At 41.8% G+C, this 14646-nt stretch carries 17 protein-coding genes; 11 read left to right on the top strand and 6 right to left on the bottom strand.

Annotated elements, in window-relative coordinates; translation table 11 throughout:
- The first annotated feature begins 45 nt into the window (after positions 1 to 45).
- The gene (locus AB9K32_RS05305) at positions 46 to 711 is read left to right on the top strand and encodes a uracil-DNA glycosylase (RefSeq protein WP_369884583.1); all 666 of its coding nucleotides are present in this window, start codon (positions 46 to 48) and stop codon (positions 709 to 711) included.
- 26 nt (positions 712 to 737) lie between these two features.
- Here the strand turns inward: AB9K32_RS05305 and AB9K32_RS05300 are convergent, their stop codons facing one another.
- The 5 genes from AB9K32_RS05300 to AB9K32_RS05280 all read right to left on the bottom strand — a co-directional run bounded on the left by AB9K32_RS05300 (position 738) and on the right by AB9K32_RS05280 (position 4909).
- On the bottom strand, positions 738 to 1586 hold the full coding sequence (locus AB9K32_RS05300) for a substrate-binding domain-containing protein (protein ID WP_369884582.1): 849 nt from the start codon (positions 1584 to 1586) through the stop codon (positions 738 to 740).
- Positions 1587 to 1666: 80 nt separating this feature from the next.
- Positions 1667 to 2545, bottom strand: a complete 879-nt coding sequence (locus AB9K32_RS05295; protein WP_369884581.1) for a nucleoside phosphorylase — start codon at positions 2543 to 2545, stop codon at positions 1667 to 1669.
- Between the two features lie 5 nt (positions 2546 to 2550).
- Positions 2551 to 3483: a DUF1835 domain-containing protein gene (locus tag AB9K32_RS05290; RefSeq protein ID WP_224836859.1), complete on the bottom strand. Its 933-nt coding sequence runs from the start codon at positions 3481 to 3483 to the stop codon at positions 2551 to 2553.
- Between the two features lie 143 nt (positions 3484 to 3626).
- Entirely contained in the window at positions 3627 to 3956 is a 330-nt protein-coding gene (locus AB9K32_RS05285; RefSeq protein WP_224836860.1) for a translation initiation factor, read from the bottom strand.
- Between the two features lie 2 nt (positions 3957 to 3958).
- Entirely contained in the window at positions 3959 to 4909 is a 951-nt protein-coding gene (locus AB9K32_RS05280; RefSeq protein ID WP_224836861.1) for an isopenicillin N synthase family oxygenase, read from the bottom strand.
- Positions 4910 to 5018: 109 nt separating this feature from the next.
- Here AB9K32_RS05280 and AB9K32_RS05275 point away from each other — a divergent pair, with 109 nt between their 5' ends.
- The 7 genes from AB9K32_RS05275 to AB9K32_RS05245 all read left to right on the top strand — a co-directional run bounded on the left by AB9K32_RS05275 (position 5019) and on the right by AB9K32_RS05245 (position 11686).
- Positions 5019 to 6998, top strand: coding sequence for a thiamine pyrophosphate-dependent enzyme (locus tag AB9K32_RS05275; protein ID WP_369884580.1), 1980 nt, complete (start codon positions 5019 to 5021; stop codon positions 6996 to 6998).
- 87 nt (positions 6999 to 7085) lie between these two features.
- Positions 7086 to 7571 carry a lipocalin family protein gene (locus AB9K32_RS05270; protein ID WP_293295180.1) on the top strand — a complete coding sequence of 162 codons (486 nt, stop codon included), beginning with the start codon at positions 7086 to 7088 and terminating at the stop codon, positions 7569 to 7571.
- Between the two features lie 4 nt (positions 7572 to 7575).
- A complete protein-coding gene (locus AB9K32_RS05265) occupies positions 7576 to 8268 on the top strand; it encodes an OmpA family protein (protein ID WP_224836864.1) in 693 nt (230 codons plus the stop codon).
- A 161-nt stretch (positions 8269 to 8429) separates the two neighbouring features.
- Positions 8430 to 8765, top strand: a complete 336-nt coding sequence (locus tag AB9K32_RS05260) for a hypothetical protein (RefSeq protein ID WP_293295181.1) — start codon at positions 8430 to 8432, stop codon at positions 8763 to 8765.
- Positions 8766 to 8859: 94 nt separating this feature from the next.
- Entirely contained in the window at positions 8860 to 9777 is a 918-nt protein-coding gene (locus AB9K32_RS05255; RefSeq protein WP_369884579.1) for an EamA family transporter, read from the top strand.
- Positions 9778 to 9844: 67 nt separating this feature from the next.
- Positions 9845 to 10399, top strand: coding sequence for a DUF4251 domain-containing protein (locus AB9K32_RS05250; RefSeq protein WP_369884578.1), 555 nt, complete (start codon positions 9845 to 9847; stop codon positions 10397 to 10399).
- A 96-nt stretch (positions 10400 to 10495) separates the two neighbouring features.
- A complete protein-coding gene (locus AB9K32_RS05245) occupies positions 10496 to 11686 on the top strand; it encodes a sorbosone dehydrogenase family protein (protein WP_369884577.1) in 1191 nt (396 codons plus the stop codon).
- Positions 11687 to 11696: 10 nt separating this feature from the next.
- Here the strand turns inward: AB9K32_RS05245 and AB9K32_RS05240 are convergent, their stop codons facing one another.
- On the bottom strand, positions 11697 to 11930 hold the full coding sequence (locus AB9K32_RS05240) for a hypothetical protein (protein WP_224836869.1): 234 nt from the start codon (positions 11928 to 11930) through the stop codon (positions 11697 to 11699).
- 548 nt (positions 11931 to 12478) lie between these two features.
- Here AB9K32_RS05240 and AB9K32_RS05235 point away from each other — a divergent pair.
- The 3 genes from AB9K32_RS05235 to AB9K32_RS05225 all read left to right on the top strand — a co-directional run bounded on the left by AB9K32_RS05235 (position 12479) and on the right by AB9K32_RS05225 (position 14581).
- A complete protein-coding gene (locus tag AB9K32_RS05235; RefSeq protein ID WP_369884576.1) occupies positions 12479 to 13213 on the top strand; it encodes a cysteine hydrolase in 735 nt (244 codons plus the stop codon).
- Positions 13214 to 13537: 324 nt separating this feature from the next.
- Positions 13538 to 14083, top strand: a complete 546-nt coding sequence (locus AB9K32_RS05230) for a carboxymuconolactone decarboxylase family protein (protein ID WP_224836871.1) — start codon at positions 13538 to 13540, stop codon at positions 14081 to 14083.
- Between the two features lie 30 nt (positions 14084 to 14113).
- Positions 14114 to 14581 (top strand): YHS domain-containing (seleno)protein, encoded by a 468-nt coding sequence (locus AB9K32_RS05225; RefSeq protein ID WP_369884575.1) that lies wholly within the window; start codon positions 14114 to 14116, stop codon positions 14579 to 14581.
- Positions 14582 to 14646 lie beyond the last annotated feature (65 nt).

Raw genomic sequence — 14646 nt, 5'->3', positions numbered from 1 at the left:
GGGTATTTGATCTATAAACTGACCAAAAAGAAGTAAAGTTATCACATGGACGTAAACATTGGGCCTAGTTGGAAAATTCAACTTCAAAAGGAGTTTGATAAACCTTATTTTAAGGAGTTGACCAGATTTGTAAAACAGGAATATCAGCAATACACTTGCTACCCAAAGGACCAAGAGATTTTTTCGGCATTTAATCATTTTCCGTTTCACGAAACCAAGGTTGTTGTGATCGGTCAAGATCCTTATCATGGCCCCGATCAAGCCAATGGGCTGTGCTTTTCGGTCAAAGACGGGATTCCACATCCGCCATCTTTGATGAATATTTTTAAAGAGATCAATATGGATTTGGGCAAACCTTATCCAGAAAGTGGTAATCTGCAACGTTGGGCCGATCAAGGGGTTCTATTGTTGAACGCTACGCTTACAGTAAGGGCGCAACAGGCCGGAAGCCATCAAAAAAAAGGTTGGGAGCAATTTACCGATGCGGTGATACAAACAGTTTCAAATGAATTGGAGGGCGTTATTTTTTTGCTCTGGGGTGGATTTGCCAAGAAAAAATCATCATTGATCGATACGACGAAGCATCACATTTTGACCTCCGGTCATCCATCGCCATTGAGCGCCAACCGTGGACTGTGGTTCGGCAATCAGCATTTCAGCAAAACAAATACATTATTGGCCCAAATGGGCAAAACGCCCATTGATTGGTAGGACGGTACTTTTGCCCCAACTGGACCTTATTTCCAAAGAAAGGTTTTCGGCGATTTTACTTCGTCAATCAAGTTTAGATCAAATAGTCTAGTCTGAACCTCATTTACGGTTTGTTCAGGCAATTGCTTTTGTCCCCAAGTGGTTTTGGAAAGCCATTCTTTTATGTCTTCCAGTTTTTGCCCGTATCTGTTGGACAATGTCCTGTCTATACTTGGAATTTGCTTAAATTCTGAAGTATAGGTGTTGATGATATCCAGAATATGAGCCAGGGCACCGGCGTTTTTGGAAATAAATGTGTCCGTGGCTGCGATTACAAAACAAGGCCAAGGGGTAGGGCAGTCGCCCAAAAGCCTAAAGGTGCCATTGTCCACGAGTGGTTTTGTGGTAAAATGTTCCCACATAAAATAAGCGTTGGAACCATTCGATAGGTTTTCTACTGCTCCATCCAAATTATTGATGATTTCAAACTCCAGGTTTTCCGTATCCCAGCCACGATCCTGTGCATGGATATAGGCCATTAAATGACTTCCACTTCCTATTCGGCTAATGGCAACTTTATCATCTTTAAGAGCTGTGACAGAATTTCGTTCACTGTTGGCATCCACATGAATGCCCCAAAATAGGGGAGAGGATACATATTCTTGCACAATTTTTACGGGATTTCCCTGTGAAATACTTTTAATGACCCCTTCGGTGAGGATTACGCCAAGGTCCGCTTCGCCGTGTTGAAGCATTTGGGTCATTTTTCCGGTACCTTCGGGTATATCGGTCCACTCGAGTTGGATGCCCCTATCCTTAAAGGCATTGTCCTCGAGTGCCAGGTGCCATGGCAGGTTAAAATGTTCTGGAACCCCAATAATCTTTACTCTTTTCATTTGGCGATTTTTTTCATGGTTTGTTTCATAGGGTTCCGGTCGGTATATTTTAAAAAACTGAAGATATAAAATTATACCAGTTAACTTTTGACTATGCGCTCCAAGGTATATTGTATCAACTCATCTATGGTCTTTTTTCCATCCTTGGAAAACTCGCTTGTTGCCCTATTGGCAATTATGGCATTTAATGAAATAGCTCTATGTCCATGTAATTTGGCAATACCGTACATGGCAGCGGTTTCCATTTCCAGATTGGTGATCTTTAGGTTTTTATAGGTAAAACCAGCAAGTTTTTCGTTAAAGTCAGGAATTGCCGGTTGTAGTCTTAATACTCTTCCTTGAGGCCCATAAAATCCTGAATTTGTTCCTGTTATACCCAATCGTATACGATTTGAACGCATTACTTCACCTAATTTTTCATCAAAATCGACCACATACGGGTGTATATGGTAATCGTCCCATGACAAGTAATTGGTAAGATGAGATTCCAGTTCGGTGTTCCGAATATCCGTACTATCATAAAAGTGCATCAGGTTGTCAAAACCTATTCCTGCAGCACTCATCAAAAAAGAGTCAACGGGAATATCGGCTTGTAGTGAGCCAGATGTACCGACCCGTATAAAATTAAGCTGTTTCTTTTCTGATTTAATTTGTCTAGAAGTAAAATCTATGTTTACGAGTGCGTCGAGTTCATTAAAAACAATGTCGATATTGTCGGTACCAATGCCTGTGGAGATTACTGTAATCCGTTTACCGGAACAATATCCGGTATGTGTAACAAATTCGCGTTTACTCTTTTTTACTTCAATGGAATCAAAGTATTTGGAAACTTCATGGACTCGATTTTGATCGCCCACGGTAATTATGGTATGGGCAATGTCACTTGGGTGCAGGTTCAGGTGATAGATACTTCCATCAGGATTCAGAATAAGCTCTGAGTTGCCCAAAGATGAATCCATTTTGGTTACAATTTAAGAATGCGGTTTGTATCGGTATTATATAAGAAGTTATACTTTAAGGAGCCTCCCAAATACATTTGATTATCACGTATTTCTGAATAATAATTAGTGTCCTGCTTTAAAACATCCAGTCCCTTTTTTGTAAGTTTTACCGGGTCAAAAGAACTAAAAAGCGGTTTTAGGGATAAAATCATTCGTTCGTACTGTGTATCACCAAAACCATAAAATCCTTGATTTGTCAACAACTCGCGCATCAATTCCTTTTTGGATTTAGGTTTTTGGCTCTTTGCGGTTTCCAAAATATGGTTCTCAAGGTCGTTCAATCCATTTTTAATGGTAGGGAATCGTTTAAGATGGGTTTTGAGGGCATCGGAGAGGTATTCGAATTGGAAATCGTTGTTGGCAATTTGATTCTCCAATCGGATAGGGTTGTCGCTACAATATAATTGCCAAATGTAGTCCGCATATTCAATGTCATCCTGGGTCAGTACCTTTCGATTATCGTAAAGCTCCAATAATTTGTCATCGCTCAGTTCGTTAAGACCGTATAGTCTGCCGGAATTGTCTTCTTTACCACTGCATACCAGCGATACTTCGGCATGTCTTCTATGAGTTTTTAGCCAGCTCAATACCGCCAGCATATTTATTTGACAAAAAAGATCGTATTCGAACCACAAAACAATTTGATCTTGTTGTTTATGGTTGCATAGTGATCTATATTCCTTTAAAGTTTTTTCAATAAACCAAGACTTGGAGACTTTGTAATTTTTATTGAGGAATTCGAACCTGGTTTTCCAGAACGATTCGCTCCCTACTGTGGAGAGTGTTTTGCCTTCGCAAAGCATTTCCCTCCATGTAATTACATCTCCTTTTAACTGTAAAGACTGTAGTTTGGATGTGAAACTGTCCCCGTTGGTTATGTGCAACAGTGATTTCATTTTCAGCTTTATTTTCGTTGGTTAGGAATAATAAAAGTAAGACTTAAAGCAACAACACAAAAATTTTTTAAAAAAACATTGGTGTTCCCGGGTTGCTTGACTATCAATAAAACCACTTTATTCTATTGCGGAATGGTTGAACCTCATCCACCGACACGTTTTACCGAAAACCCATTTTCCTTTAGGAAATCCATTATTTTATCCCTGTAATCCCCTTGTATGATTATGGTTTCGTTCTTAAAACTGCCGCCTACCCCTAAAAAAGTTTTTAGGTCTTTGGTCAATTTTTTGAAGTCACTGTTGGCTCCATTGTACCCTTCAATAATGGTTATGGGCTTGCCTTTGCGTTTTTCATATTTGCAGATAACAGGTTCATCCTGCAGCCAATATGGCGATTTTCCCTGTTCTTTATCGGGTTCTTCTTCTGGAACGTGGTCTGGAAATAGGTTTTTTAATTGGTCTCCCAGGTCCATATTTATTTCTTTATCAGTCCTAAATCGATTAATCTTTCGTGCAAAAACTCTCCCGCAGTGATGTCATCAAATGCTTTCGGGTGCTCTTCGTCGATGCAATTTTCCAAACAATTTAAAGGCATATCGCTCACTGGATGCATAAAAAATGGAATGGAATAGCGCGAAGTACCCCAAAGTTCCCTTGGTGGGTTTACTACCTGATGAATAGTGGATTTTAGCTTATTGTTGGACAATCTGGACAGCATATCACCGACATTGATCATCAACTGGTCGGGTTTGGCAATGGCATCCACCCAATTGCCTTGGTGATCTTTTACTTGAAGCCCCTTGCCATGGGCGCCCATCAACAAAGTAATAAGATTAATGTCCCCATGGGCCGCAGCTCTTACCGCATTCTTGGGTTCTTCGGTAATAGGAGGGTAGTGTATGGGTCTCAAAATGGAATTGCCATTTTTAATGTAATCATCAAAGTAGTTTTCCTCTAGCCCTAGGTGCAATGCCAGGGCACGCAACACATATTTTGCTGTTTTTTCCAGCATTTGGTATGTTTCTTTACCAACACTGTTAAAGTTGGGCAGTTCTTTGACTGTTACATTATCCGGATATTCAGCTTCTAGTTTTGGGTTGTCCTCAACGTATTGGCCAAAATGCCAAAACTCTTTAAGATCGCCTTCCTTTTTCCCCTTGGCGTGTTCTTTTCCGAAGGAAGTGTAGCCTCTTTGCCCCCCAATGCCCTCTATCTCGTATGTGTCTTTAACTTCTTGTGGTAGCTCAAAGAATTTTTTAATCTCGGAATAAAGACTTTCGACCAGTTCATCGGATAAAAAATGTCCGCCCAAGGCAACAAAACCGATATCCTCGAAAGCGGCACCAATTTCTTTCACAAATTTATCCTTTCGTTCTGGATCGCCCGAAACAAAATCTTTCAGGTCCACGCTTGGTATAGCACTCATAATATCATCTTTGGAATAATATCAAAAATAGGAAATTCTGCTTTAGGATTTTCTTTTCTTAAGAGTTTGAACGGCTTTTTACTACATTTACCGAACAGAATTTTATTGTATGAGATATCATGTGGGCAACTTGGAAGAACATAAGTTGCTGGATTTGTACAAAGGTATGCTGAAGCCTAGGATGATAGAGGAAAAGATGCTGATTCTACTTAGGCAGGGCAAAATTTCAAAATGGTTTAGCGGTATGGGCCAAGAGGCCATTTCTGTAGGGGTTACACAAGCTCTTAAGGAAAACGAGTACATTTTGCCCATGCACCGAAATCTAGGGGTCTTTACCTCGCGCAACATCCCGTTGAACCGACTTTTTTCCCAATGGCAAGGCAAGCAGAACGGATTTACACAAGGTAGGGACCGAAGTTTCCATTTTGGAACCCAAGAATATAAAATCGTGGGGATGATCTCCCATTTGGGCCCACAATTAGGTGTTGCCGATGGAATTGCATTGGCCGATATGCTAAGGAGAAAAAAGCGGGTAACGGCTGTTTTTACAGGAGAAGGGGCGACCAGTGAAGGGGATTTTCACGAAGCGTTGAACGTAGCCTCCGTTTGGAATTTACCTGTGTTGTTCTGTATCGAGAACAACGGTTATGGCCTGTCCACACCCACAAACGAACAATATAATTGCGAGCACCTGGCGGATAGGGCCAAAGGATATGGCATAGAGTCCAGGATTATCGACGGAAACAACATTTTGGAGGTCTTTACCAAAGTTGATGAGCTTTGCAGGGCAATTCGCAAAAGACCGAGACCTGTATTGTTGGAGTTTAAGACATTTAGGATGCGGGGGCACGAAGAGGCCAGTGGCACCAAATACGTTCCGGATAAATTAATGAAAGAATGGGGAGAGAAAGACCCTATTTCCAATTACGAAAGCTTTTTGTTGGAGGAAGGAGTACTGACCAACGAAATGATCGAGACATTAAAAACTGAGATTACCGAGGAAATCAACTCGAATCTTCAGTTGGCTTTTGATGAACCGGCCGTGACCTGTATTGAAAGTAAGGAGTTAAAAGAAGTGTATCAAGAATTTGATTATCAAGATATTGTTCCTGAAAAAAATGCAACTGAAGAAATCCGGTTCGTAGATGCAATTTCCCAAGGCCTGGAACAATCCATGTACAGGCACAACGAATTGATTATAATGGGGCAGGACGTTGCCGATTATGGCGGAGTTTTTAAAATTACCGAGGGTTTTGTGTCCAAGTTTGGAAAACGAAGGGTTAGAAATACACCTATTTGCGAGTCTGCTATAGTATCTGCTGCGATGGGCCTGTCCATAAACGGGATGAAAGCCGTAATGGAAATGCAGTTCGCCGATTTTGTTAGTTCAGGATTCAATCCCATTGTCAATTACTTGGCCAAGGTGCATTATCGTTGGAACGAAAATGCCGATGTAGTGGTAAGAATGCCATGTGGTGGTGGTGTCGGAGCAGGCCCGTTCCATTCTCAGACCAACGAGGCCTGGTTTACCAAAACACCGGGGTTAAAGGTGGTGTACCCGGCATTTCCGGTCGATGCCAAAGGCTTGCTCAATACCGCAATTAACGACCCCAACCCAGTTCTATTTTTTGAGCATAAGGGACTGTACCGTAGTGTAAAGGGCGAAGTCCCTACGGATTATTACACGCTCCCGTTTGGTAAAGCAAATATTTTGAAGAAAGGAAATGCAATTTCCATTGTTACTTATGGTGCCGGTGTGCACTGGGCTTTGGAAACGTTGGAAAACCACCCGGAGATCAACGCCGACCTGATAGATTTGAGAACCTTACAGCCGTTGGATACAGATACCATTTACGAGTCCGTGAGAAAAACGGGTAAATTGATAATTTTGCAAGAAGATACCTTATTTGGAGGGGTGGCAAGTGACATTTCCGCCATGGTCATGGAAAATTGTTTTAAATACCTCGATGCCCCGGTAAAAAGGGTGGGAAGTTTGGAAACACCGGTACCTTTTGCCAAACCGCTCGAAGAGAATTATCTGCCAAAGAAAAGATTTGAAACAGAATTAATTGAGCTGTATCAATATTAATATGAGTGGTTTACCTATTTTTTTAATACTTTAACAACTGTAAATACGTCCCCAATCGTATATTTTTTGAACATTAACTTAATACTTATGATGAAACGATCACTATTATTAATTGCCGTGATGGGGCTTTTGCTCACATCATGTTCCGTTTCCAAGAGCGCGAGAACACAAAGAAATTTGTTCAGTGGAACTTGGAACTTGGACAACGTTTATTACGAAAACAATTCAGGTAACTTTAAATCCACCATCTTTAACGATGCAGAGGATATCTGCTTTGAGGATAGCGAGTGGTTTTTTAGGGATAACAACAGTACTGGCCGCTACACGATCAAGCAAAGTTCGCTTTGCCAAGGCGGTGACCGCTTTTTTAGATGGTCCGTTGTAGAGCCCCAACAAAATTACCAAAGCCAATTGCAATTTAAGTTTATCGACGAAAAACGAAAGGATATATCCGGAGGATACGGATACCGTTTGAACATCGTTGATCTAACGGAACAATCCATGACACTTAAATCCAATGTGTCCGTTGATGGTCAGCCTGTAACCGTAGTTTATGAATTCTCAAAAAAATAATTAAATGAAAAATATACTTTTAAAAAGTGCAACGGCTTTTTTGGCCCTGACACTAATCATTAGTTGTGATGCCGTTAAAAATGCCAACAATACCCAAAAAGGTGCTGCGATCGGTGCAGGAGGCGGAGCTGTGATCGGCGGAATTATAGGAAACAATGTAGGAAAAGGAAATACTGCCCTGGGCGCCATTATCGGAGCCGTTGTGGGTGGAGCGGCCGGTGGCTATATAGGTAATCGTATGGATCGCCAGGCAGAACAAATCGAAGAAGAAATCCCTGGTGCCGAGGTACAAAGGGTAGGAGAGGGCATCAATGTTACCTTTAGTGGGGAGAATGGTGTTTATTTCGACACTAACAAATCCGACATTAAAGGCGCTTCTGCTGCAACTTTGGATAAATTGGCGGGAATTTTTAAAGAATATCCTAAAACCAATATTCTAATAGAGGGGCACACCGATAGCGATGGCGCGGCCGAATACAATATGGGCCTATCTCAGCGCCGGGCACAATCCGTAACCAGCTATTTAGTTTCCAAAGGAATTTCCAGTGGTCGCTTTACCACGAAATGGTATGGCGAAGAACAGCCTATAGAATCCAACGAAACTGCCGCAGGAAAAGCGGCCAACAGACGAGTGGAGCTTGCTATTATAGCGAGCGATGAGCTAAAACAGGAAGCCTACGAGAAGACCGAAAACTAGGATTCATCTTTTATAACACATCAAGGTCCGGTACTATATCGGACCTTTTTTTGTTTACGGATGTTAAATAAACCATTAAATGTGGGTTAAACTAGCACAATTTGAAAGAAATTATGTAAATTATCTAGGTAAAAGGTTAAAAATGAAACCCTTGAGTTGCCATGGAAAGTAAAGCACCAAAAAGTATTCAAGATCAGCAAGAAATGTTGCTGTTGAGGGTTGAAAGAAACGATAGAATGGTTCAACGGCTTTCCCAAAAATTAAATTCTTATACCTATGAACCAAAATGTCCACAGCGGTTCGAAAAATTCCATGAACTAAAGGATGGCATCCATAATTTTAGAAAGCATCAAAAAAGCCTGATGCAAAAAGTGCAGCAGAAGAAGAACGATCTCTCCCATGGTCTGGAAAAGGAAATAAGGGTTCATTTAGATCGCTTCAAAAAATTGGAAAGCGATTTTGCATCCTATTTGTTCAGCCTTGACCGACCTTTATAATACCTAAGATCCTTTTTTACGTTTATTTTGTTTGGAAGTACTTCTTTACACCATAAACATGCGTAATATTGCAGGACGGTAAAACTGTCGTGGTATGGGAAAATCATCAAACTCTGCATTGGTCGTATTGGCTTTTTTTGCCATCTATGTAATATGGGGGTCGACCTATTTGCTGAACAAGATTGCGGTATTGGAACTAGCTCCGTTTATGTTGGCCAGTTGCAGGTTCACGTTGGCAGGCCTATTTATTTTTCTTTTGGCCAAAATAATGGGTATCTCTCTTCGGGTTACCAAAAAGCAAGCACTAAACACTATAATTGCCGGCATACTTTTTTTAAGTGTGGGCAACGGTCTTGTGGTTTGGGCGTTGCGTTATGTGGATACCGGTTTTGCGGCCTTGGAAATTTCTTCCCAACCTCTGATCATACTTTTAATGATGCGAGTTTTGCAGGGTAAAAAAATTCAACCCATGTCTGTAGTGGGGGTGGTCCTGGGGATAATTGGCATTTATTTGTTGGTAAGCCAAAAAGAGATCATTACTCAAGAAGAATCGATTTTGGGCATGATGATGATTTTCTTTTGTATGGTCTGCTGGGCCTATGCCAGTCTTTTTGTGGCCAAAGCGGATTTACCGAGCAATTACTTTGTAAATACCGGCTACCAGATGTTTTTTGCAGGCCTTATTCTTAGTTTAATGAGCATGGCCTTTGGTGAGGAGTGGTCCTCTCCATTGGTTTGGAGTACAGAAGTGCAGATTTCCATGGTACTGCTCATTATTTTTGGAAGTATTGTCGCATTTACCTCTTTTAATTATTTGTTAAAGACGGTTTCTCCCGAAAAAGTGGCTACCTCCACCTATGTTAACCCCATTGTTGCCTTACTATTGGGCTGGTATTTTTTGGATGAGAAGATTACACTGCAATCGGTAGCTGCGGCCGCCATTCTTTTAACAGGAGTATATTTCATCAACACCAAAAAAACCTTGGCCATATTTGAGCGGTTCAAACGTTAACGCACCGTTATTTCTTTCGGATTTGATGTCAATATTTTGTATTTTATCGGTAACAATGCTGAAATCGATGAAACCATTACAAAAATTCATACTTTATTCGCTGTTATTGTCTTTGGTGGCTTGTGCCTCTTCGCAAAACAAAGCTACACCGGAACAAGTATCGGCACTGGAAGAAATGGTCGCAAACAAGCATTTTGAAATCAGGGCGCTCTGGGCGCAACCATTGGTCACGCAAAGCATGAACAGTATCGCAAATGCAGGCTTGTTGCCTCCGGGCAGCACTGCAAACCGCATAGAAATTACAGGTACTGCAAATTATTTTAAAATGGTAGGGGACAGTGTTATGGCCGATCTGCCCTTTTTTGGAGAACGTAGAATGGGAGGTGGCTACAATCAAAATAAGGGAGGTATTGTTTTTGAAGGCATTCCTAGGGACTTGACCATAGTTCCAACAAAAAAAGATAATGGGAAAACCATCCGTTTTTCGATCAATGGTGATTCCGAAGGGTATCAGGTAATTGCCCAATTATACCCTAACGGTACCGCCAGGCTCAATATTTCCAGTACCCATCGGACCAATATGTGGTTTCAGGGGGATCTTGTCCCATTCAAAGAGGAATAAACGGTTTATCAAAAAAAGTAATGCGCAGTGACGCATGGTTTTCTTCATTTTGTCTTAGCTTTATCAATTCAAAACCACAACACTTAAAAAATCACTATGAAAATGTACGCGCTGACCTTTAGGTCATTATGTTTGCTCACATTTGCGATTACTACGCTTTCCTGCAATGGAAAAAAAGAAGACAAAGACAAAGAAACTTCCGAAGAGATCACCGAGAACACAGAAGAATCTAATGGCGATTTACCCTTGGAAAGGCTGAATCTTCCCGAGGGCTTTAATATCGAGTTATATGCAGAAAACCTCGAGGGAGCGCGCTCCATGGCCATGGGAGACGATGGCACCTTGTTCGTGGGAACTCGTAACGAGGGAGTGGTGTATGCATTGAAGGACACCGATGGTGATTATAAAGCGGACAAGACCTACACCATTGCCTCCGATTTGGAGCAGCCCAATGGTGTGGCTTTCAAGGATGGTGATCTGTATGTGGCCGCAGTAAGCAGACTCTTCAAGTTTTCTGATATAGAAAAACAATTGGAAAACCCTGCGGAACCAGAATTGATCTATGATGATTATCCAACGGAGTTCCATCACGGTTGGAAATATATTGCATTTGGACCAGACGATAAACTCTACGTGCCGGTTGGAGCGCCCTGTAATATTTGCGATAGTGCAACGGTAGATAAACGCTATGCTTCCATAACACGAATGAATCCCGATGGGAGCAACCGGGAGATAGTGGCACATGGTGTGCGAAATACGGTTGGCTTTACGTGGCACCCAAATACCAAAGAGTTATGGTTTACCGATAACGGAAGGGATATGATGGGAGACGATATTCCTCCCGGTGAGTTGAACAAGCTTACCGAAACCGGGCAACATTTTGGCTATCCGTTCTGCCATGGGGGAACCGTAAAAGATCCTGAGTTCGGCGATCAACGACCTTGTTCCGATTTTGTACCTCCTGTTCAACCTTTGGATGCGCATGTAGCTGCTTTGGGCGTAAAATTTGGTAAAGGACCCATGTTCCCGGAGTCGTATCAAGGACATGCTTTTCTGGCAGAGCACGGCTCATGGAACCGCTCGTCTAAAATTGGCTATCGGGTAACTTTGGTAAAATTGGAAAATGGCAAGGCAATAAGTTATACTCCTTTTATCGATGGTTGGTTAAACGAAGAAACCCAAGAGGCATTTGGTAGACCGGTGGACCTGTTGTTTTTGGAAGATGGCTCGCTGTTAATTTCGGACGATTATGGAAATGCCATATATAGGGTTACCTATAAAGGTTAGGGCAATAATATCATAAATTTAAAAGGTACTTGGGAATGGTCAATTCGTTCATTTTCCAAGTACTTTTTTTTTGGTCTTTGCTCACCACTTCAACAAAATAGTAATTAATACCGCCCTCAATTTTGGAGACCAAATGTTCTATGGTAAAAGTGGAGCCTTCGTGGTGGAAAACATACTGTGTAATTCTTTTGTTTGGGTTTTTGGTGACCTGTCCGTTCCTAAGGATCAATTGGGGCCTGCCCAAAATGCTTCTCTTATTGTGCCAGCATAGGTAGCGGAATTCTCCGGTACGGAGCCTATCGATCCTTACAGTGAACTGCTCATCGCCAAAATAGGCCAGTATACGATCAAGTGATGGGTCGCTCCAAAAAATAGCTGCGTAGGTTTAAAATGATTTGGAATTAGTGGTAACGGCAAAACAGGGCATTATATTACACCCTGTGTCTGGATCCCCAATGGGCACCGGCCAACCAACCGATCATAAAAATAATAATTCCGGCCATGATCAAACAAAAGATCTGTAAGGCATTTATAGTTTCGAGTGTAGTCATATTCCCGTTTTTTTAGCAAGCTACACGTTGTGCAATTATTTTACGCAACCAATTGACGAATGTAGGTTTTCAATTGATGAATACTGCATTTGAATATACGGATAGCTGTTCTTTGCACTTAAAAATTCCGGAAAAGGAAAATTGTCCATTCACTGGCGAACTCTGTCCATTTTTTAAGCCTCTTCATTACCGGAACTTTGTCTCATCAAAATTTAAGTTTAATCAGTTAAAGAAAAATAGAATGAAAAATTTAATGCGAACACTTAGCTTGTTTATGATCACCATTTCGGGGCTGCATGCCCAATTGCCAGAACCCGGTTTTGTAATCGATGGCTCTACTGCCATTGTGATCACCGATCCACAAAACGATTTCCTTAGCCCGGACGGAGTGGCTTGGGGGGCCGTAGGGCAAAGTGTACAGGAAAACAACACTATCGAGAACTTGGAGACCATGTTCAAATTGGGAGAAAAGTATAACATTCCTGTGTTTATTTCTCCACATTACTATTACGAGCACGATCACCAATGGAAATTCGAAGGAACCCTGGAAAAGTTGATGCACAACATTACCATGTTCGATCGTGGAGATCAATTGAACGTAAAAGGATTTGAAGGCTCTGGCGCCGACTGGTTGCCACGGTACAAAAAATACATTAACAAGGATAGGGTAGTGGTTACCGGTCCCCATAAAGTGTTCGGTTCCGAATCCAACGATTTGGCCCTACAGCTTAGAAAACAAGGGGTGGACAAGGTGATCTTGGCCGGAATGTCCGGTAACCTTTGTGCAGAATCGCACATGAGGGAGTTGGTGGAAAACGGTTTCGAGGTAGCTGTTGTTGGCGATGCCACAGCTTCTGCCAAACTACCTGGGTTGGATGGCGACCAAGCTGCTCAGACCAATTATAAAATGATCTCCAGTAAAGTGTTTACCACGGACGAATTAGTGAAAGAACTAAAAATGCACGGCATAAAGTAAGACTTAAGTGTTTGTGATGTTGCAGTAGGTTGACAAGGGGTTCGATGTAGATCGGCCCCCTTGTTTTTTTATGGTTCGATGGTAGTGGAATCAACAAAAATTGTCCAGACCATTGAAATACATCAATCTTAACCTACTTATTGGCAAACAGGTTTAGCGCTATTGCACAACCTCTTTTGTGATTGGCTTTCAGGTATTTATCATAATTGGGGGAAAATTGTCCAAGGACTGGCGAAATCTGTCCATTTTATACTAGCTATCATCAACGCACCTTTGTATTGTCAATAAAGACAAAGCATTTACGAATTTAAAAAACAGAAAATTATGACACGTTTACAAGCATTAGATCCAAAAGAAGCAACCGGAAGATCAAAAGAATTATTTGAAGGTATCCAATCCAAATTGGGAATGGTTCCCAATATGATGAAAACCATGGGGAACTCCTCTGTGGTGTTGGAAAGTTACCTAAACCTTAGCGACACATTGGGGAAAGGCTCTTTGGGCGGAAAATTGGGCGAATTATTGGCCTTGTCCGTAGCAGAGTCCAACGCCTGTAACTATTGCCTTTCCGCACATTCTTTTATAGGTGAAAAATTGGTAGGGATAGACACAGATACCCTACAGGCCGCAAGAGGTGGTGAAAACGGGGACGCAAAAATCGAGGCAGCGCTTCAATTTGCCAAAACCTTGATCGCCAAGAACGGACGGGTTTCTGCAGAAGATGTGGCAGCTGTTAAAGATGCCGGATATACCGATGGCGCCATCGGCGAGATCGTTGCCCATGTGGCCTTGAACATTTTTACCAATTATTTTAACAATACGGCCAATACCGATATCGATTTCCCAGTAGTGGAAGCTGCAACGGTATAACCCATCATTACAACTTAAAATCAAAAACAGATGAAAACATTTAGAAATCTATTGCTTGTGGCATTCACATTGTTTGCAGCCATAAGTGTACAGGCCCAGACCCCACCGGTAGACGATAATGGTCTTGCCATTGGTGGGTACGATGTAGTCTCCTACTTTTCCGGAGAAGCCAAAAAAGGAAGCAAGAGTTATGCGGTAAAGCATCACGGGGCTACCTATTACTTTACCAGCAAGGCAAATCAGAACGCCTTTAAAAAATCGCCCAAGAACTATTTGCCCCAATTCGATGGGTATTGTGCGTGGGGCGTAGGTGCCAAAGACGCCAAGTTTCCCATCAATCCGGAAACCTATACGGTGATCGATGGAAAATTGTACCTGTTCTTTAACGGACCTTTTAACGGAGAACCCTTTAATACGTACCAAGATTGGGCACAACGCACCACCGAGCTTAAAAAAGCGGCGCATGCCAAATGGCCCAAAGTAAAAAATAGCAAGTAGGTTTTAATTGTCTGAGAGGGGTGGGGTCGTAAAGGTCCTGCCCTTTTTCAATCTAAAAAACACGA

Source organism: Allomuricauda sp. XS_ASV26 (assembly GCF_041224615.1).
Classification (GTDB): Bacteria; Bacteroidota; Bacteroidia; order Flavobacteriales; family Flavobacteriaceae; genus Flagellimonas; species Flagellimonas alginolytica.
The sequence above is the reverse complement of the archived record's forward strand: the minus strand, read 5'-3'. Positions and strand labels throughout refer to the sequence as shown.

Coding starts and splice junctions, on each gene's coding strand:
- AB9K32_RS05290 (WP_224836859.1), bottom strand. CDS start 3,483: ATGAAATCACTGTTGCACATAACCAACGGGGACAGTTTCACATCCAAA.
- AB9K32_RS05285 (WP_224836860.1), bottom strand. CDS start 3,956: ATGGACCTGGGAGACCAATTAAAAAACCTATTTCCAGACCACGTTCCA.
- AB9K32_RS05230 (WP_224836871.1), top strand. CDS start 13,538: ATGACACGTTTACAAGCATTAGATCCAAAAGAAGCAACCGGAAGATCA.
- AB9K32_RS05300 (WP_369884582.1), bottom strand. CDS start 1,586: ATGAAAAGAGTAAAGATTATTGGGGTTCCAGAACATTTTAACCTGCCA.
- AB9K32_RS05235 (WP_369884576.1), top strand. CDS start 12,479: ATGAAAAATTTAATGCGAACACTTAGCTTGTTTATGATCACCATTTCG.
- AB9K32_RS05245 (WP_369884577.1), top strand. CDS start 10,496: ATGAAAATGTACGCGCTGACCTTTAGGTCATTATGTTTGCTCACATTT.
- AB9K32_RS05250 (WP_369884578.1), top strand. CDS start 9,845: ATGAAACCATTACAAAAATTCATACTTTATTCGCTGTTATTGTCTTTG.
- AB9K32_RS05265 (WP_224836864.1), top strand. CDS start 7,576: ATGAAAAATATACTTTTAAAAAGTGCAACGGCTTTTTTGGCCCTGACA.
- AB9K32_RS05270 (WP_293295180.1), top strand. CDS start 7,086: ATGATGAAACGATCACTATTATTAATTGCCGTGATGGGGCTTTTGCTC.
- AB9K32_RS05305 (WP_369884583.1), top strand. CDS start 46: ATGGACGTAAACATTGGGCCTAGTTGGAAAATTCAACTTCAAAAGGAG.
- AB9K32_RS05225 (WP_369884575.1), top strand. CDS start 14,114: ATGAAAACATTTAGAAATCTATTGCTTGTGGCATTCACATTGTTTGCA.
- AB9K32_RS05275 (WP_369884580.1), top strand. CDS start 5,019: ATGAGATATCATGTGGGCAACTTGGAAGAACATAAGTTGCTGGATTTG.
- AB9K32_RS05255 (WP_369884579.1), top strand. CDS start 8,860: ATGGGAAAATCATCAAACTCTGCATTGGTCGTATTGGCTTTTTTTGCC.
- AB9K32_RS05280 (WP_224836861.1), bottom strand. CDS start 4,909: ATGAGTGCTATACCAAGCGTGGACCTGAAAGATTTTGTTTCGGGCGAT.
- AB9K32_RS05295 (WP_369884581.1), bottom strand. CDS start 2,545: ATGGATTCATCTTTGGGCAACTCAGAGCTTATTCTGAATCCTGATGGA.
- AB9K32_RS05260 (WP_293295181.1), top strand. CDS start 8,430: ATGGAAAGTAAAGCACCAAAAAGTATTCAAGATCAGCAAGAAATGTTG.